Origin of the sequence: Polycladomyces abyssicola (assembly GCF_018326425.1) — a bacterium.
Classification (GTDB): domain Bacteria; phylum Bacillota; class Bacilli; order Thermoactinomycetales; family JIR-001; genus Polycladomyces; species Polycladomyces abyssicola.
This window is the reverse complement of the sequence record NZ_AP024601.1, coordinates 905,782-922,540: the sequence shown is the minus strand read 5'-3', so window position 1 is coordinate 922,540 and position 16,759 is coordinate 905,782. Positions and strand designations below refer to the sequence as shown.

The 16,759-nt window shown below is 54.9% G+C and carries 18 protein-coding genes and 1 other annotated feature; of the genes, 5 read left to right on the top strand and 13 right to left on the bottom strand.

Going from position 1 to position 16,759, the window contains the following annotated elements:
• Window positions 1–8: 8 nt before the first annotated feature.
• The 3 genes from pheS to KI215_RS04680 form a co-directional block, all read right to left on the bottom strand.
• Window positions 9–1,043 carry a phenylalanine--tRNA ligase subunit alpha gene (gene pheS / locus KI215_RS04690; RefSeq protein ID WP_212774415.1) on the bottom strand — a complete coding sequence of 345 codons (1,035 nt, stop codon included), beginning with the start codon at window positions 1,041–1,043 and terminating at the stop codon, window positions 9–11.
• A gap of 48 nt (window positions 1,044–1,091) precedes the next feature.
• Window positions 1,092–1,358, bottom strand: a binding site (T-box leader).
• A 48-nt stretch (window positions 1,359–1,406) separates the two neighbouring features.
• Entirely contained in the window at window positions 1,407–2,213 is an 807-nt protein-coding gene (locus tag KI215_RS04685; protein ID WP_212774414.1) for a TrmH family RNA methyltransferase, read from the bottom strand.
• 1 nt (window position 2,214) lies between these two features.
• A complete protein-coding gene (locus KI215_RS04680) occupies window positions 2,215–2,871 on the bottom strand; it encodes a potassium channel family protein (RefSeq protein WP_212774413.1) in 657 nt (218 codons plus the stop codon).
• A gap of 93 nt (window positions 2,872–2,964) precedes the next feature.
• Here KI215_RS04680 and sspI point away from each other — a divergent pair, with 93 nt between their 5' ends.
• Entirely contained in the window at window positions 2,965–3,198 is a 234-nt protein-coding gene (gene sspI, locus KI215_RS04675) for a small acid-soluble spore protein SspI (protein WP_212774412.1), read from the top strand.
• A gap of 86 nt (window positions 3,199–3,284) precedes the next feature.
• On the opposite strand, the gene KI215_RS04670 is transcribed toward sspI, so the two are convergent.
• From KI215_RS04670 to KI215_RS04655, 4 genes are all read right to left on the bottom strand, one after another.
• Window positions 3,285–4,361, bottom strand: coding sequence for a M42 family metallopeptidase (locus KI215_RS04670; RefSeq protein ID WP_212775063.1), 1,077 nt, complete (start codon window positions 4,359–4,361; stop codon window positions 3,285–3,287).
• Between the two features lie 265 nt (window positions 4,362–4,626).
• Complete coding sequence (locus KI215_RS04665) at window positions 4,627–4,830, bottom strand: CDGSH iron-sulfur domain-containing protein (protein ID WP_212775062.1); 204 nt, start codon at window positions 4,828–4,830, stop codon at window positions 4,627–4,629.
• Window positions 4,831–4,917: 87 nt separating this feature from the next.
• The gene (locus KI215_RS04660; protein WP_212774411.1) at window positions 4,918–5,346 is read right to left on the bottom strand and encodes an Hsp20/alpha crystallin family protein; all 429 of its coding nucleotides are present in this window, start codon (window positions 5,344–5,346) and stop codon (window positions 4,918–4,920) included.
• 74 nt (window positions 5,347–5,420) lie between these two features.
• Window positions 5,421–5,573 (bottom strand): hypothetical protein, encoded by a 153-nt coding sequence (locus KI215_RS04655; protein ID WP_212774410.1) that lies wholly within the window; start codon window positions 5,571–5,573, stop codon window positions 5,421–5,423.
• A 487-nt stretch (window positions 5,574–6,060) separates the two neighbouring features.
• Between KI215_RS04655 and thiD the strand changes: the two genes are divergently transcribed.
• The 3 genes from thiD (at window position 6,061) to KI215_RS04640 (ending at window position 8,693) form a co-directional block, all read left to right on the top strand.
• On the top strand, window positions 6,061–6,858 hold the full coding sequence (gene thiD / locus KI215_RS04650) for a bifunctional hydroxymethylpyrimidine kinase/phosphomethylpyrimidine kinase (RefSeq protein WP_212774409.1): 798 nt from the start codon (window positions 6,061–6,063) through the stop codon (window positions 6,856–6,858).
• Between the two features lie 16 nt (window positions 6,859–6,874).
• Window positions 6,875–7,528: a thiamine phosphate synthase gene (gene thiE / locus KI215_RS04645; RefSeq protein ID WP_212774408.1), complete on the top strand. Its 654-nt coding sequence runs from the start codon at window positions 6,875–6,877 to the stop codon at window positions 7,526–7,528.
• A 127-nt stretch (window positions 7,529–7,655) separates the two neighbouring features.
• Complete coding sequence (locus KI215_RS04640) at window positions 7,656–8,693, top strand: aldo/keto reductase (RefSeq protein WP_212774407.1); 1,038 nt, start codon at window positions 7,656–7,658, stop codon at window positions 8,691–8,693.
• Window positions 8,694–8,751: 58 nt separating this feature from the next.
• On the opposite strand, the gene KI215_RS04635 is transcribed toward KI215_RS04640, so the two are convergent.
• A complete protein-coding gene (locus tag KI215_RS04635) occupies window positions 8,752–8,892 on the bottom strand; it encodes a hypothetical protein (RefSeq protein WP_212774406.1) in 141 nt (46 codons plus the stop codon).
• A 204-nt stretch (window positions 8,893–9,096) separates the two neighbouring features.
• On the opposite strand from KI215_RS04635, the gene KI215_RS04630 reads away from it, so the two are divergent.
• Window positions 9,097–9,516, top strand: a complete 420-nt coding sequence (locus tag KI215_RS04630) for a hypothetical protein (protein WP_212774405.1) — start codon at window positions 9,097–9,099, stop codon at window positions 9,514–9,516.
• A 743-nt stretch (window positions 9,517–10,259) separates the two neighbouring features.
• On the opposite strand, the gene leuB is transcribed toward KI215_RS04630, so the two are convergent.
• Genes leuB through ilvB form a run of 5 tightly spaced genes read right to left on the bottom strand, consistent with a single transcriptional unit; the run spans window position 10,260 to window position 16,264 of the window.
• Window positions 10,260–11,378: a 3-isopropylmalate dehydrogenase gene (gene leuB, locus KI215_RS04625; RefSeq protein ID WP_212774404.1), complete on the bottom strand. Its 1,119-nt coding sequence runs from the start codon at window positions 11,376–11,378 to the stop codon at window positions 10,260–10,262.
• A gap of 24 nt (window positions 11,379–11,402) precedes the next feature.
• Entirely contained in the window at window positions 11,403–12,956 is a 1,554-nt protein-coding gene (locus tag KI215_RS04620; RefSeq protein ID WP_212774403.1) for a 2-isopropylmalate synthase, read from the bottom strand.
• A gap of 17 nt (window positions 12,957–12,973) precedes the next feature.
• Window positions 12,974–13,987: a ketol-acid reductoisomerase gene (gene ilvC / locus KI215_RS04615; protein ID WP_212774402.1), complete on the bottom strand. Its 1,014-nt coding sequence runs from the start codon at window positions 13,985–13,987 to the stop codon at window positions 12,974–12,976.
• A gap of 58 nt (window positions 13,988–14,045) precedes the next feature.
• Complete coding sequence (gene ilvN, locus KI215_RS04610) at window positions 14,046–14,552, bottom strand: acetolactate synthase small subunit (protein ID WP_212774401.1); 507 nt, start codon at window positions 14,550–14,552, stop codon at window positions 14,046–14,048.
• Window positions 14,549–16,264: a biosynthetic-type acetolactate synthase large subunit gene (gene ilvB, locus KI215_RS04605; protein ID WP_212775061.1), complete on the bottom strand. Its 1,716-nt coding sequence runs from the start codon at window positions 16,262–16,264 to the stop codon at window positions 14,549–14,551. The genes ilvN and ilvB overlap by 4 nt, the downstream gene beginning before the upstream one ends.
• Window positions 16,265–16,759 lie beyond the last annotated feature (495 nt).

Genomic DNA, 16,759 nt, shown 5'->3' with positions numbered 1-16,759 from the left:
CTCCTCCCTCAAACCGATTGGAATTGCCGCAAGACGCGCAGGTCGTTGGTGTAGAAATGACGGATGTCATCGATTCCGTACTTAATCATCGCGATGCGCTCCACACCCATTCCGAACGCAAAACCGGTATAGCGCTCAGCGTTGTAACCCGATTTTTCCAACACGTTGGGGTGGACCATCCCCGCCCCCAAAATTTCAATCCATCCGGTTTCCTTGCAAATGCGGCATCCTTCACCACCGCATATCATGCACGACATGTCCATTTCCATGCTCGGTTCGGTGAACGGGAAATAGCTCGGACGGAACCGGAATTCATGATCTTCGCCGAACATCTGTTTCGCAAACGCCAGCAGCGTCCCTTTTAATTCACTCATGGATACGCCGCGATCAACGACCAATCCCTCGATTTGTGTAAATTGGTGCGAGTGGGTGGCGTCGTCGTCATCCCGCCGATACACTTTTCCTGGACAAATCATGCGCACCGGCACTTTACCCTCTTTGGCCTGCAGCGTACGCACCTGCACGGGTGAAGTTTGCGTACGGAGCAAAATCTCCCGCGTGATGTAAAAAGAATCCTGCATATCCCGAGCCGGATGATCTTTGGGCATATTGAGCGCTTCGAAATTGTACCAGTCCTTTTCCACTTCCGGTCCTTCGGCTACCTCAAACCCCATACCGATAAAGATGTTTTCCACTTGCTGGATCACTGCGGTCAACGGGTGAATCGAGCCCAACGGCCGGGGCACACCCGGAAGGGTGACGTCTATTGTCTCTTCCTTGAGTCGCGCTTCCATCGCTGCCTTTTCTAACGCGGTCTCTTTCTCGTCCAATATCCGCTCCAGTGTTTGGCGAATATCATTGGCCAACTTCCCGATCACTGGACGCTCTTCCGCAGATAACTCGCCCATTCCGCGCAAAACGGCGGTCAGCTCTCCTTTTTTGCCCAAATATTTGACACGCAATTGCTTTAACGTTTCCAAATCCTTTGCACCTTGAATCGCTTGCTCCGCTTCCGCTTTCAAGGCTTCCAACCGCTCACGCATCACGGACACTCCCTTCTTCTGCCTATGTAATAAAAAAATCTCTGCGCCCAAAGGGACGAGAGATTCGCGGTACCACCCTTTTTGGACAACGAAACATCCTGGGCGTGATATTCGGCCAGAATCACCCGATACGCCCTGAACTTCGTCATCCCGCTTTACGTGCGATAACGAGCACAGCCGGTACCCCCTACTTTCTGGTTCAGGGGACAGCTCCGGAGCGAACTTCGGCGAGCCGCTTCCTGGAGGTGCTTTCAGTCGCGGCACCTCCTCCCTGTCAAGGGCGCACTGCCTACTCCTCTCCTTCACAGCCGATATAATATGAAGAAAATTTCTTTTTTAGTATAACGAAAACCATGTTTCGTTTCAACAGTCGAGCGAACCACCGCGTTGTTGGCGCAGATACTCATACAACAGCAACGATGCAGTGACGGAAACATTGAGGGATTCGGCTCCCCCCGGCATTGGGATCGAGACTTTGCAATCCACCCACCGCATCAGCTCGGGATCCACGCCCCTTCCTTCGTTACCCAGCAAAAAGGCGGTGCGCCCCGGATATGATACATCAAAGTGGACGTTGTCCCCACGGGGATGCGTTCCCACCACCCGGTAACCGGCAGAACGAAGTCGCGGAAGTTCCTCATGCAAATCGATCATGCGGATGGGTACGTGGAAAAGTGCACCCATCGCGGCTCGGACCACTTTCGGGTTGTAAGGATCGACGGTTCCTTTCCCCAACCATACACCAGTGGCCCCCACCGCCCGAGCTGTGCGCAACATGGTTCCCACATTGCCGGGGTCCTGCACGGCATCCAACAGTAACAGCACGCCGTCGGCGGGAATCGCCGGATCCACCTCCCTTTTGGGAATCTCCACTTCCGCGGCGATTCCCTGCGGTGTCTCTGTATCCGCCAAAGTGCGATATAACCGGGTCGGAAGGAAGTACACCGGCACGTTTTTGATCCGCTGTTCCCACCACTGTCGATGTTCGGCTTCCCGCTCTTGGTCGACGATCAATGCCCGCACTCGCCAGCCGGCTTTGACTGATTCCTCCAGCAGATGTTCACCTTCGATCCACAAAGTTCCCAGTGTCTGGCGACCTTTGCGCGACTGCAGCTTTCTCCAGCGTTTGACTTGGTCGTTGTGCGGCGACGTGAGAACGATCGGTTTCAAATTATGCATTCTCCTCCAATTGTTTCAGGTTGTCGTTGCGGCCGATGACCACCAGCACATCTCCTTTGTGGATAACATCCTCTGCCGCCGGTGCGATATTGATTTTGCCGTCTCGAGATTTGATCGCCATCACGTTGCAACCGTAACGGGCCCGAATGTCCAACTCCTGCAACGTTTTGCCGGCAAAAAAGTCTCCGGCGCTGATCTCCACAATGCTGTACCCGTCCGCCAATTGGATGTAGTCCAGAATGTTGGGCGAAATCAAATGGTGCACCACCCGAACACCCATATCGCGTTCCGGATAGACCACCTTGTCTGCACCGATTTTGTACAATACCTTTCCATGCAGATCATTGCGCGCTTTGACGACGATCTTTTTCACGCCCAGCTCTTTCAAAATCAACGTGGTCATGATACTGGCCTGAATATCTTCACCGATGGACACCACTACCACGTCAAAATTGCGGATACCCAATGCCTTCAGTGCATTCTCATCGGTCGAATCGGCCTCGACCGCATGCGTGACGACTTGAGAAAAATCCTGCACCCGCTGGGGATCTTGGTCGATCGCCAACACCTCATATCCCATTTCGCTCAAGGTATGGGCCACACTGCCACCGAAGCGACCCAATCCGATTACGGCAAACTGCTTACTCACCTCTACACACCCACCTATCCGTATTTTGCTTCAGCATCAAGGGATAACTCGATGACGGACGGCTCACAATAGAACAAAAGGAGGTTGTTGTCAGTGAACATCGATATCCGTGGAGCTGTCATCCACAATATTCAAGACATGAACCCGCAAGAATTGAAAGATATGGTGGTCGACTCGATCCAACGAAGGGAAGAAAAACTCTTGCCCGGACTGGGCGTCGTTTTTGAAGTGATTTGGAAAAACAGCCAACCGGGAGAACAAGAACACATGATTCAAACCCTTCACAGCGCCCTGCCCAATGAGAAGGCCATTCCGCCCCGGCCATGAATCAAGTTCCCATTTTCCGGCCCTGGCGAAGGGAGGGAGCCGTTTCCACCCAACACGCGGGCCGGCTCCCGTTCTCCTCCATTATTTTATCCATGACACAAATGATATACCGTCGTACGATCCAATTTCCGAATCACTTCGACCAGTAGCCGAATCAGGTTCTCCAAGTCATCCCGGTGGATAATCGAAGCATGGCTGTGAATGTACCTGGCGGGAATACCCAAGGTCAACGTCGGAACCCCTCGGCCGTGGAGATGAATATGACTGGCATCCGTCGCTCCCCGCGGAAGCGTATCCGGCTGAAGCGGGATTCCCTGTTCCTCCGCCGTCTTTTGTACCAATGCCAACAATCCCCGGTGAGCGAGATGTCCTCCGTCAGCCAACACCACGGTCGGACCTTCCCCCAACCGTGAAGCGGCTTCGTCCTTACCGACACCCGGCGTGTCCCCCGCAATGCCGACATCCACAGCAAACGCCACATCCGGCTTGACGGCGGCGGATGCTGTAAACGCTCCCCTCCGGCCAACTTCCTCCATCACAGTACCCACTGCCGCTACGGTGTTTGGATGATCAGTATGTTGCAACCGGCGCAATACTTCAGCAGCTACCGCGCATCCGACCCGATTGTCCATCGCTTTGGCCATCCACAGTTTTTCGTTCTTCAGAACCGTAAATGGAGAATGCGGGATCACCGGGTCTCCCGGCCGGATGCCGAACGACTCCGCTTCCTCCTGGCTGGAGGCCCCCACATCGATAAACAGATCTTCCGTTTTGACCGGCTTGTTCCGTTGTTCCGGCGACATCAGATGCGGTGGCTTGGAACCGATCACGCCGATGACGATTCCCTGTTTCGTATGTACCTCCACACGCTGGGCCGGCAACACCTGACTCCACCAACCGCCCAACGGCTGGAATCGCAGATACCCGTCTTTCGTCACTCGCGTCACCATGAAGCCGATCTCGTCCAGGTGTCCTGCCACCATAACGCGAGGTTCATCCGCCGTTCCCTTTTTCCAGGCGATCAAACCGCCCAGCCGATCTGATGTTACTTCATCCGCCACGGGCGTTGTCCAGCGCCGCATCACTTCACGAACGTTTCCCTCATGTCCGGGTGGACCGCCCGCGTTCGTCAACTCCGCCAACATCGAACGCAGCTCATCCATCACCATCGCTCCCCCCTTGTCTCCCGTTTGTGATGAGGTAGGATCGGATTACTGTTGTGAGTCCTATCTTACCACACCGGAAACGGAAAAGGAAAAACGGAGTAGTTTCTTTCCGCTCAGCAGAAAAAAAGCGAAGAAGCGACTTCTTCGCCGAGGCTGTTGCCAAAGTGGTTTAACGAACGTCTCCACCACAAACGCTAGCTGTTGCTTCGGGCTTCAGACGGGAAATCGAATACGCGATATGGATCCACGGAGCTCCTTGCTGTCATTCTGCCTGTTTCGCGCGGGCACAATCAAAATTCCCGGCGTGGTTCCCATCGCAAAACGGCTTGTTCTGGGACAATCCACACCGGCAAAGCGCAAACACCTTTCTCGTCTCAAACCGGTTTCCCAAGGCGTCGATTAATTCAACCGGACCGGACACGACCAATGGTCCTTGATCGTTCACCTTGATCGTCACATCTGCTATGGACTGAGCCTCCTTCACCCAATTTATCCTTGTATTTCGATTTTTCTCTTTGTTTTCCTGCAGGGGATTGACCCTTGTCCGAGAAGGTCACACGGGCGATGACTTATGAGAAGGGCCATTGGGTACACGTTTGGGAACGAACACTGTCAGCATTCGATCCCGCCACTCAGTCCGAATTCTCGATTCATCGACTGGGAACGGGATGTGAAAACTCTGGGTGAACATGCGTTGTCCATCGATTCGCCGCTGGTACTCCTGGTCCGCATCCTGCACGACATGGGAATTGATGCGGATTACCAAAAACGGTCCCTCCATCCGCACATCGATCACATCATCCTCCCCGACCACACCAATCTGGGTCTGGATCACCATGCCGTGATCGGTCGGAGTGACCCGGCTCACCACCCGGCCAAACCCTGGAAAATCGTCCATCCATTTGTCCAACTCCCGAATCATCTCTCTCACATCGCGCCAGACAAAGGAGGAGAAACGGCGAAACGGCAAAGGCCTGAACACCCTCAAACAACTCCTTTCCATCACGGTGTGAAGATAAAAAACCTCCGTTGCCGGAGGCCCATAGACAGAAGCGTTTAAAATCCGAATCCGGGCGTGAACCCGAAGCCAAACCCTCCAAACAACGAAAAGAATAAAACGCCGAGGATGATCAGGATGACAATCACCACGATTATCCATTTCAAACCGAACAAGCCGAAAAAGCTACTGGTTGTCGCCCCTTGAATCACACCGCAACCTCCCTTTCCTCAAGTTGGACTCTTCAACAACATATGTCCGTCCATTTCCTTTCGTATAGACACATAACCGGTTATTTAGTGGAAACTTCATCGAGTGAGCTCCGTTGACACCCGGTTCCCAGTATGCCTAAGATGAGTTGGAGCCGTTTACGATGGAATAGCAACACCCTGAAACGGGGATATGTAGCGGAAGCGGGAGACACTGCGGGATTGATATGGGCGTAACACACTTGCCTACGTTTGCAGACAAGATGTGATGTGTCAGGTCATTTCGTAAAAAGGCAATGTTTTCCCAGGCGAGCGAAGACCTAATCCCTTCCGAGCGAAAGCGCAGGAATGAAATCGAGGGCATGCCTGCGTCCTACGCTCCGGGTCTGAAGTGGCCATATCTGCTTCCTTGTAGGGCGCAGGTGGAGCGAGCCGGGAAAGCAATTGGACAGTATTCACCAGACTACCATTAGGGGAGAGGAGAACAAACATGACCATCGCTCGGGCACTCACCATCGCCGGTTCGGATAGCGGCGGAGGAGCTGGCATTCAAGCAGATCTGAAAACATTTCAGGAATTGCATGTATTTGGTATGAGCGCGATCACGGCGGTTACTGCGCAAAACACATTGGGCGTGACGGGCATTTACGAACTTCCCCCGGAAGCGGTCGCCCGCCAAATCGACGCCGTAGTCACAGATCTGGGAGTTGATGCGGCTAAAACCGGTATGATCGCCAATATCGAGATTATGGAAGTGATTGCGGAAAAAGTCAGAGAACATCGCATCCACCGATTGGTGATCGACCCGGTGATGATCGCCAAAAGTGGACATGCACTGTTAAAAGAGGACGCACGGGATGCGCTGAAACGCCTGTTGATTCCCCTGGCAACCGTGATCACACCCAATCTCCCTGAAGCGGAAGTGTTGACAGGCATGTCTCTGACCACCATGGAACAACGCAAGGAAGCAGCCAAACGGTTGTTGGATCTGGGTGTACACGCCGTCGTGATCAAAGGAGGGCACACCGACGACGAGGAAGCCGTCGATCTGTTTTATGACGGGCGAGAATTCCGTACCCTGTCGGCACCTCGTTTTCATACACGCCACACTCACGGGACGGGCTGCACGTTTTCCGCAGCCATCACAGCCGGGTTGGCCAAAGGCGAATCATTGTGGGAGGCGGTGAAAACGGCCAAAGCCTTTATTACGGAAGCGATTCGCCATCCCCTTGACCTCGGGCAGGGACATGGTCCCACCAACCATTGGGCTTACCGGCAAACAACATAGAAAGGTGGGTTGATGAATGGCCTTCACTTCATCTCATTTGCGCCTGTACTTTATCATGGGCAGTCAGGACTGTCCCGACCAAGACCCGATCGACGTGCTCGAACAAGCGATCGCAGGCGGTATCACGATGTTTCAATTCCGCGAAAAAAACTCTGACCTCACACTGAGCGAAACTGTTGCTTTGGGACGCCACCTGCGTGAGATTTGCCGTCAACACAACATCCCGTTCATTGTGAACGACCGGGCCGATTTGGCGCTCATCTTGGATGCCGACGGCGTACACGTGGGACAGGAAGATTTGCCAGCCCGGGAAGTTCGACGCCTGATCGGACCCGACAAAATCCTCGGGGTGTCGGCTGAAAATATCGCGGAAGCGCGGCAAGCCATAGAGAACGGAGCGGACTATATCGGGGTGGGACCCATGTTTTTGACGTCATCCAAATCAGATGCCAGGTTCCCCATCTATCCGGAGGCCCTTCAGGCGATTCGCGAGCAACTGGAGGAACCCTTCCCCATCGTGGGCATAGGGGGAATCACCGCATCCAATGCGCATAAAGTAATGGCTGCGGGTGCAGACGGCGTCGCCGTGATCTCCGCCATCACCAAAGCGGAAGACCCCAAGCGGGCAGCCGAAGCATTGGCGCAGGCGGTCGGCTCCACAAAAATGTAATACCTCCCGTTCGTTTCCGCCGCGGCAATAATGGTACAATAAGTACTGACGCCGCTACTTTTGGCGAGAAGATGGGTTCACCCAATCGCCTCCGTGCGATGTAGAGATACGAGAAGGAGGTTTCCCAATGAAATACCGCAATCTACCCGGCATTGACACACCGGTATCCGAAGTGGGCTTCGGCGTTTGGTCCGTCGCCACCCCTTGGTGGGGGGTCAAAGATGATGCGTTCGGGAAACGCTTGTTGCGCATGGCATACGAAGAGTACGGAATTACTTTCTTTGACACTGCCGACGTCTACGGTCAGGGCAAGGGAGAAACCCTCTTGGCCGAAGCACTGGAAGGGCTTCGCGATAAGGTGGTAATTGCCACCAAGTTCGGATACGACATCTATGCGAAGCGGGGCGACCGACACGGCGGACACTCTGAATTGCCCCAGCAGTGGGATGCCGCCTCGATCCGAAAATCCTGTGAAGAGAGCTTGCGCCGGCTAAAGACCGATGTAATCGACATTTATCAATTGCACAACGCACGGATGGAAGCCATCCAAAGCGAGGAAGTGCTGGAGACGCTGGAGCGGTTGAAGGAAGAAGGGAAGATTCGCACATACGGCGTCGCGCTGGGACCGGACATCGGTTGGCGGGATGAAGGGCTGGCCACGCTGGAAGATGAACGGTACGACATGGCCCAAATCATCAACAACCTGCTGGAGCAAGACCCCGCCCGCGAACTGATCCGGGAGGCGGAAAAGCGAAACAAAGCCTTGATCGCCCGTGTTCCTCACGCATCCGGCTTGTTGGACGGCACGTATGATCCGGACAAGCACTTCGACAAACAAGACCATCGTTCGCACCGTCCGATCAAGTGGATGCAAGCCGGTCTGGAAGCGGTACGACAAATGAAATTCCTGTACGAAGGTACCGACCGCACCATCGGCCAAGCGGCGATCCTCTACTCGTTGGCCAGTCCGGCGATCAAATCGGTATTGCCCAACATCACGAGCGAGGAGAACCTGCGCGAATTTGCACAAGCACCGGAGAAATCACCGCTGACCGAGGAAGAAATGAAGAAGATCGAAGAACTGTGGGAAGGCGGTCTGAAAGAAAAGCTGAAACAACCCTTCTCCAACAGCAAGAACAAGCCGACGCCCGTGGCGACTCGCTAAACGGTGCGATAGCACAATTTACAGGCGGGGAATGTTCCCCGCCTGTTGATTGATTACGTTATCTACCCCGGTCGTTTTTCCCTTTTACCGGCTCATGCTCGCCCGCTTTCAACTTTCCGACAAAATCATTCGCAATATACCCCACCAACAATGCCACGCCCACTGCGGTCAGAAAAATCAGAATCCCTATGGCAGACATGGCTTACCCTCCTTCGATGCGGCCAGCATCTCTTTCTTATTTATATGTATATCATTCGTAAAGCTCCCCAATTTTTCCTTCCATCAAAAGATTTTCCCCCGATTTTTTCCCGAGCCGCGCAACAATCGTCCAGGCCTGATCGTCTAAATGGATGAAGTAAGACAGGTACGCACCATACCGCGGAAAGGATGGCGTGTGAACATCATGGATTTTCTTGATACTGTCAAGATGATCGTCAAGAAAGTGGGAGAATATCAAGATTTTGAGAAGGCCGACAACTTTCGGGTCCGCATCTTGTCCGCCAACCACAGTGATTCTCTCGTCATCCAAGCATGGGACTCCGAGAACGGCCGCAGAATCATGGTCACGCATTATAAAGGAGAGCAAGTGGAAACGCAGACGACCATCACGCCAATGGGCACACCTGTCAAATTGATAGTGCGCGGCGTGGTCGTGCCATGCAAAACCAGCGAACAAAGAAAACTGGCAATCCGAATTTTGAAAGAGTGGACACCAACCTTGCATCAGTTCATCCAGCCCGCCCGTGAATGGAGAAAAGAACATAGACGAATCAAGGACGTGCGCAGACTGCCCTTTTTGGATAATATACTTCGCGTTTTCTGACAATGATTTTGATCCAATCCCCCTCCGTCTACCTAACGGAGGGGAAATGAACGGGCTTTATTGAAAAACTCGTGTCCCCGCAACAGTTCACTCGATGATACGGACCCTGCTACTGACTTGTAGAAATCGTATGAACGAGTTGCGGACAACCCCGAGCTTGCGGTTCACAAGCAGAATGAAAATGAGGACGCTAGCGAGGAATCCCACGCTTCAAGAGTGGGGCATTCCCATTACCGAAAGTCTTGTCTTTCTGCCGCTGTCGTTCCAACCACTCCTTGGCAAAGTCGACTGCTGCATGCTGTGAAAACAGTTTCTCCTCCGCCAATCTAACCATGCCCCTGGTCACACAGCCCATCTCCGCCCAAAAGTTTCACCCCATTCGGCGAACCGCTCCATTTCGTGTTAAATCTCCCGATAGGTAAACCATTCGCGTCCATCCTCTTTCCATACGGGGGCACCGGCCATTGTGGTTTTCGCCCTTCACCAGTGCCACCGGTCCGCCACAGACAAGCCCAACGACCCGAAGCCAGCTGTGTACGATCACCATCGCTCGGCCATACTGTCGCGCGTCTGGGGGACTTCGCCAAATATTATGTTCTTCTGTTGGCTCATATCCAATCGCCCTTTTGGTTTATCCATGTTTCATTTTGAATGATCAGGACAACACAAACCCAGCGGTTAAACCGCTGGGTTTTCAATAGGCTTAGATTCTCAATTCAAAGCCGGTTTCCCTTTATTCTGCTCTACATCACAACTTCCAACGGCACCTTCGGGTCCGGTTCATAAGCGTTCATCGCTTCCACGACGAGGTCACCGAATTCTTCCGTGCCAACCGCCAACGTACCCGGTCCGGCGAGGTCGGCGGTACGATGCCCGTCGGCCAGCACCTTGCGAACCGCCTGCTCCACCGCTGTCGCCGCTTCCTCGTATCCGAAAGAATGACGCAGCATCATCGCCGCGGACAAGATCATGGCAGCTGGATTGGCCACGCCTTGGCCGGCGATGTCCGGCGCGGAACCGTGAACGGGTTCGTACAGTCCTGTCATGCCCTCCCCCAGGCTGGCTGATGGCAACAAACCGATGGACCCCGTCAGCATGGCGGTTTCATCACTCAAAATATCACCGAACATGTTCTCGGTGACGATCACGTCAAAGTCTGCCGGCCGACGGATCAACTGCATGGCGCAGTTGTCTACCAGTACGTGCTCCACCTGAACATCCGGGTAATCGCGTGCCACGCGGTCCACCACCGACCGCCACAGGCGGGAGCTTTCCAAAATGTTGGCCTTGTCTACTGAGGTCAGCTTTTTCCGACGACCCCGCGCAATTTCAAAAGCCCGCCGCACGATCCGCTCCACTTCGCGCTCGTGGTACACCAGTGTATCCGTCGCCTGTTGGCCGTCTTCCAACCGCTCCCGTTTCTTTTCACCGAAGTAGATGCCACCGGTCAGCTCGCGCACCACAAGCAGATCGACACCCTTCACCACTTCTGGTTTGAGGGTGGAGGCATTTTCCAATCCTTCAAACAGGACGGCCGGCCGCAGATTGGCGTACAGGTTCAGCGATTTGCGCAATCCCAACAATGCCTGCTCGGGTCGCAACTCCGGCGGGTTGTTGTCCCATTTTGGACCGCCGACCGCCGCCAGTAACACGGCATCCGATTGTTTACAGAGCGAAAGCGTCTCTTCGGGAAGCGGGTTCCCGACGCGGTCAACCGCCCCGCCTCCCGCCATCCCGAACGTAAACTGAAACGAATGGCCGAACAGGTCTTCCACCTTTCGCAATACTTTCAGCGCTTCCTCCATGATTTCCGGCCCGATGCCGTCACCGGGAAGCACTGCGATTTTTTTCACCGTTCCCATATGCTTCTCTCCCTCCGTTGGCCTTCATCCCAATACCACATTCAACGTAGCATCCTGGTTTTTCGACTGCTTTCGAGTCAGCAGGCGATTGATCGCATCGATATACGCCCGTGCGCTCGCTTCCAGCACGTCGGTACTTACTCCCCGACCCTGCACGGTCAACTCACCTTGACGCAGCTGGACGTACCCCTCACCCAGTGCATCCGTACCCTGCGTGTTGGAAGCCACTTTGTAGTCGAGCAATTCCACTTGTTCTCCCGTCGCCCGATCGATCGCTTTGAAGATGGCGTCGATCGAGCCGTTGCCGCATGCCGCTTCTTCCACTTCATCTCCCGTTTGCCGGTTTCTCAGACGAAGCGATGCCGTTGGTAATGCATGATTGCCGTAGGAGAGCTGGATCGATTCCAATTCGAAAAACTCCGCAACCTCGCCGTGCTTTTCCTCCGCCAGTGCGATCAAGTCCTCATCGGTGAGCGACTTTTTGCGATCTGCCAATTCCTTGAAACGGGCAAACAAGGCATTGATCCGCTCTTCGGACAACGTATAACCCAAAGTTTCCAACCGTTCCCGAAATGCGTGCCGACCCGAGTGTTTGCCCAAAACCAGCTTGGTCTGAGAAAAGCCGACAGTCTCCGGCCGGATGATCTCGTATGTTTCTTGGTGTTTCAACATACCGTCCTGATGGATGCCCGATTCGTGGGCAAAGGCGTTGGCACCGACGATCGCCTTGTTGGCCGGCACCGGCATCCCCGTCAGTTTGCTGACCAGCCTGCTGGTCCGTGCAATTTCAGCAGGTCGAATGGTAGTGGCGACTTGATAATAGGATTGGCGTGTGTACAACGCCATCACCACTTCTTCCAGTGCCGCGTTGCCTGCGCGTTCTCCGATCCCGTTGATGGCTCCCTCCACTTGATCCACTCCGGCCCGGATCGCAGCCAAACTGTTGGCCACCGCCAATCCGAGATCATCGTGACAGTGTGCACTCAGCTTCACCCGGTCGATCCCCGGTACCCGTTCACGCAATTGCACAAAGATGTTGGCGTATTCATCCGGCGTCAGGTACCCCACCGTATCCGGGATGTTGAGCACGTCCGCACCGGCTCGGATGACGACGTCCGCCACCTCGCAGAGAAAGTCGATCTCCGTGCGCCCCGCGTCTTCCGGAGAAAACTCCACTACGGGGAAAAACCGTTTGGCATACCGCACCGCCTCTGCCGCCTGCTCCAATACCTGCTCCTTGGTTTTTCTCAGCTTGTATTCCCGATGAATGGGCGAGGTGGCGAGAAAGATGTGAATGGCGGGCTGCTTCGCTTCTTTCAACGCCTCCCACGCCGCGTCGATATCCTGTGGCACCGCACGTGACAAGCTGGCCACGGAGGCATCGGTCACCACTCGTGCCACCTCGCGGACAGCCGACTGATCACCGGGGGAAGAGGCGGCGAAACCCGCCTCGATGACGTTCACACCCAATCGTTCCAGCTGCAGGGCGATTTCTACCTTTTCCTCCGTGCTCAGATTGACGCCGGGCGATTGTTCGCCGTCCCTCAAAGTGGTGTCAAAGATCTGAACCGTTCGCATGGTCATCCCCCTTTTCGTCAGGACTGTACCGGTTCTTTTTTCTTACCGTCCAGCCAAGCCATCATGCGGCGCAATTCCGCTCCCACCCGTTCCAGTTGATGGTTTCTCTCCTCTTCCCGTAACCGTTGAAAGTTGGGGCGCCCTTGCCGGTTTTCGTCGATCCAGTTGCGGGCAAAGGTGCCGTCCTGGATTTCCTTCAACACTTCCTTCATCGCTTGACGCGATGCTTCTCCCACAACGCGTTTGCCGCTGGAATAGTCACCGTACTCAGCGGTGTCGCTGACTGAATACCGCATGTTGGCCAAACCGCCCTCATACATCAAGTCGACGATCAATTTCAATTCGTGCAAACACTCGAAATAGGCGATTTCCGGCTGATAGCCCGCTTCCACCAGCGTTTCAAAACCGGCTTTGACCAACTCGCTCACACCGCCGCACAACACGGCTTGCTCGCCGAACAAGTCCGTTTCCGTTTCCTCTTTGAAAGTAGTTTCGATCACGCCGGCCCGGGTGGCACCGATGCCTTTGGCATAAGCCAATCCCAATTCCTTGGCCTGCCCGCTGGCGTTCTGATGCACCGCGATCAATGCCGGGACGCCGAAGCCTTCTACATAGACGCGACGCACCAGGTGACCCGGCCCCTTTGGTGCAATCAACACCACGTCCACATCGCTTGCCGGCTGGATCTGACCAAAATGGATGTTGAAACCGTGGGAGAAAAACAGGGCCGATCCCGATTTCAAATGAGGTGCCACCTGTTCTTGATACACCTTGGCCTGCACTTCGTCCGGCAGCAGAAGCTGCACGACGTCCGCGCGACGAACGGCTTCGTCTACCTCAAATACTTCGAAGCCGTCCTGTTCCGCCTGTTCCCAAGAGCGGCCCGGACGAAGGCCGATGATAACGTGAACGCCACTGTCCCGAAGATTTTGCGCTTGTGCGTGACCTTGGCTGCCATACCCGATCACTGCTACGGTTTTCCCTTTCAATACGTCCAGTTGTGCATCTTGGTCATAGTACATTTTCACCATGTTGAATTCCTCCTCGTAAAATGTATGTGATGAGAGCGAATCCGCTTTGACAAACTCATCACGCATGCATATGCGCTTTGGGTTGGATCTGCATGCTGCGCGGCAGGGCGGTGATCCCCGTGCGGGCCAGTTCCTTGATGCCGTACGGGCGCAGCAGTTCGATGAGTGCATCCAGTTTTTCGCGATCACCGGTTGCCTGGATCATCAGACTGTTGATACCGACATCGACGACCGACGCCCGGAACGGTTCGATGATCCCCTGGATCTCCGCCCGATTGGAAGCAGTGGCCCCCACCTTGACCAGCAGCAGCTCCCGGGCCACTGACTGTTGGATGCTTAAATCCTGCACCTTGATCACGTCGATCAATTTGTGCAAATGTTTGGAAACCTGTTCCATCGTTCGGGCGTCTCCGTGAGTCACAATGACGATCCGCGACAGACCGGGTTCTTCGGACTCACCGACGCTGATGCTTTCGATGTTGAAATTGCGTCTGCCGAAGAGGCTGGCCACCCGTGCCAGCACACGGGGCTGGTTGTTGACCAAAATCGAAATGATGTGTCTCATGGTTTCTCATCCCCCAGCATCATCTCATCCAGCCCTGCTCCCGGCGCCACCATCGGATAGACATTTTCCTCCGGGTCCACCTGGAAGTCGATCACGACCGGGCCGGGATGATCCAGAGCCTCCCGCCAAGCCTGACGTGCTTCCTCCTGCGTACATGCCCGCATACCTTTGACACCGTAGGCTTCCGCCAGCTTGACGAAATCCGGGCTGCCGGACAAGTCCACTTCACTGTAGCGGCGTTGATAAAACACTTCCTGCCATTGCCGGACCATGCCCAAGCATTGGTTGTTGATGATCGCCACTTTGACGGGAATGTTGGCCAGTGCCACCACAGCCAGCTCCTGGGCGGTCATCTGGAAGCCGCCGTCTCCCGTCACGGAGATCACCGTTCGGTCGGGGTACGCCAACTGCGCGCCGATCGCGGCGGGGAACCCGAAGCCCATCGTACCCAGTCCGCCGGAGCTGATGAACGAACGCGGTCGGGAGAAGTGGAAATATTGCGCCACCCACATCTGATGCTGACCCACGTCGGTGGTGACGATCGCATCTCCACCCGTTGTTTCATACAGGTGTTGGATCACCCATTGCGGTTTCAGCGTGTTGTCACTTTGTTTGAAGGTGAGTGGGTACTGCTGTTTCAAATCTTTCAGATTTTGCAACCAAGCTTCGGACTGACTGACCGGCAGGTCCTGCAGTGCTACTTCCAACACCCGCTTCACATCACCGACGATCGGGATGTAAGTGTCGACGTTTTTGCCGATTTCTGCGGGGTCGATATCGATGTGAACGATCTTGGCACTCGTGGCGAATTTGTCAATCCGCCCCATGGTCACCCGGTCATCGAACCGGGCTCCGATACCGATCAGCAAATCACATTCCAGCAATGCACGGTTGGCCGCCACCGTTCCGTGCATCCCCGGCATCCCCAACCACAACGGATGCGTGCCCGGGAAGCCACCAATCCCCATCAATGTTGTCGTCACCGGAATTTTTGCCCGCTCCGCGAACGCGATCAATTCCTGATCGGCACCGGAGGTGACCACTCCTCCGCCAGCCAAAATCAGCGGTCGTTTCGACTCGGCGATTGCCTGATGCAATTTCTCGATCTGCAGCGGATGCGGATTCGTCGTAGGCTGATACCCACGAATGAATACTGTTTCCGGATAAGAAAACGGCGCCTTGGCATTGGAGACATCCTTGGGGATGTCGATCAGCACCGGCCCTGGCCGTCCGGTGGAGGCGATATGAAACGCTTCTTTCACCACCCTCGGCAGGTCTCTGACATCCTGCACCAGATAACTGTGCTTGGTGATTGGCATGGTAATGCCCGTGATGTCCGCTTCCTGGAACGCATCCGTACCGATCAGATTTTGCGGGACGTTGCCGGTGATACACACTAACGGGATCGAATCCATCTGCGCAGTGGCAATCCCCGTCACCAAGTTGGTCGCCCCCGGTCCGGACGTGGCAATCACCACTCCCGGTTTGCCCGTCGCCCGCGCGTATCCGTCTGCGGCGTGTATCGCCCCTTGTTCGTGGCGGTACAAAATATGTTTGATGCTTCCGTAATACAGCGAATCGTAAATCGGAAGCACCGCTCCACCTGGATAACCGAAAATGAATTCCACTTTCTCTTCAATCAGACAGCGGAGCAAAATCTCGGAACCGGTCAGCTCACCATCTGCCGACGTATGCTTCTGATCCGTCGTCATCGTTGCCGTAGTGGCCAATTTTGAAACCCCCTTTGAAAAAATGAAAACCTTTCACCCGTTGACAACAGCGAACACACCTGTCGTCTATATTGGGGCGAAAGGTTCGCGGTACCACCCAACTTCACCGCCGCCTCGCGGCGAACGGCCTCCACCGGTGCGCTTTCTGCGAGCGCACCGCGTCGATAACGGCGACAACCGGAGAACACCTACTCGGGGATGCATCGTGGGCATCCCGTTTCGATGGTCGGCTCCAAGGTGAGAGGGACAACCGGCGCGTGATCCCGTCTCATCAACCCGGGACTTTCTGTGACACGGCATCCGGCTCCCGTCCTTTTCACAGCCTTTCAACTCATCAGTTTTTTTAGTCAATAAAAACAAGCCTCTTCCAACAGGTGAACGACTCGATCCCCAGCCAAAAATGCACACAGGTATCGAGTCTGGTCAGAACCTGCCGCAGAGGCTTTTATCCTCACGGTGTACACCCGCCGTCGGGCG

What these genes read in the sequence shown, in the direction of transcription:
- pheS (WP_212774415.1), bottom strand. Translation starts at nt 1,043, where the DNA reads ATGCGTGAGCGGTTGGAAGCCTTGAAAGCGGAAGCGGAGCAAGCGATT.
- KI215_RS04670 (WP_212775063.1), bottom strand. Translation starts at nt 4,361, where the DNA reads ATGGATGAGCTGCGTTCGATGTTGGCGGAGTTGACGAACGCGGGCGGT.
- thiD (WP_212774409.1), top strand. Translation starts at nt 6,061, where the DNA reads ATGACCATCGCTCGGGCACTCACCATCGCCGGTTCGGATAGCGGCGGA.
- thiE (WP_212774408.1), top strand. Translation starts at nt 6,875, where the DNA reads ATGGCCTTCACTTCATCTCATTTGCGCCTGTACTTTATCATGGGCAGT.
- KI215_RS04640 (WP_212774407.1), top strand. Translation starts at nt 7,656, where the DNA reads ATGAAATACCGCAATCTACCCGGCATTGACACACCGGTATCCGAAGTG.
- KI215_RS04635 (WP_212774406.1), bottom strand. Translation starts at nt 8,892, where the DNA reads ATGTCTGCCATAGGGATTCTGATTTTTCTGACCGCAGTGGGCGTGGCA.
- KI215_RS04630 (WP_212774405.1), top strand. Translation starts at nt 9,097, where the DNA reads ATGGATTTTCTTGATACTGTCAAGATGATCGTCAAGAAAGTGGGAGAA.
- leuB (WP_212774404.1), bottom strand. Translation starts at nt 11,378, where the DNA reads ATGGGAACGGTGAAAAAAATCGCAGTGCTTCCCGGTGACGGCATCGGG.
- KI215_RS04620 (WP_212774403.1), bottom strand. Translation starts at nt 12,956, where the DNA reads ATGCGAACGGTTCAGATCTTTGACACCACTTTGAGGGACGGCGAACAA.
- ilvC (WP_212774402.1), bottom strand. Translation starts at nt 13,987, where the DNA reads ATGGTGAAAATGTACTATGACCAAGATGCACAACTGGACGTATTGAAA.
- ilvN (WP_212774401.1), bottom strand. Translation starts at nt 14,552, where the DNA reads ATGAGACACATCATTTCGATTTTGGTCAACAACCAGCCCCGTGTGCTG.
- ilvB (WP_212775061.1), bottom strand. Translation starts at nt 16,264, where the DNA reads ATGACGACGGATCAGAAGCATACGTCGGCAGATGGTGAGCTGACCGGT.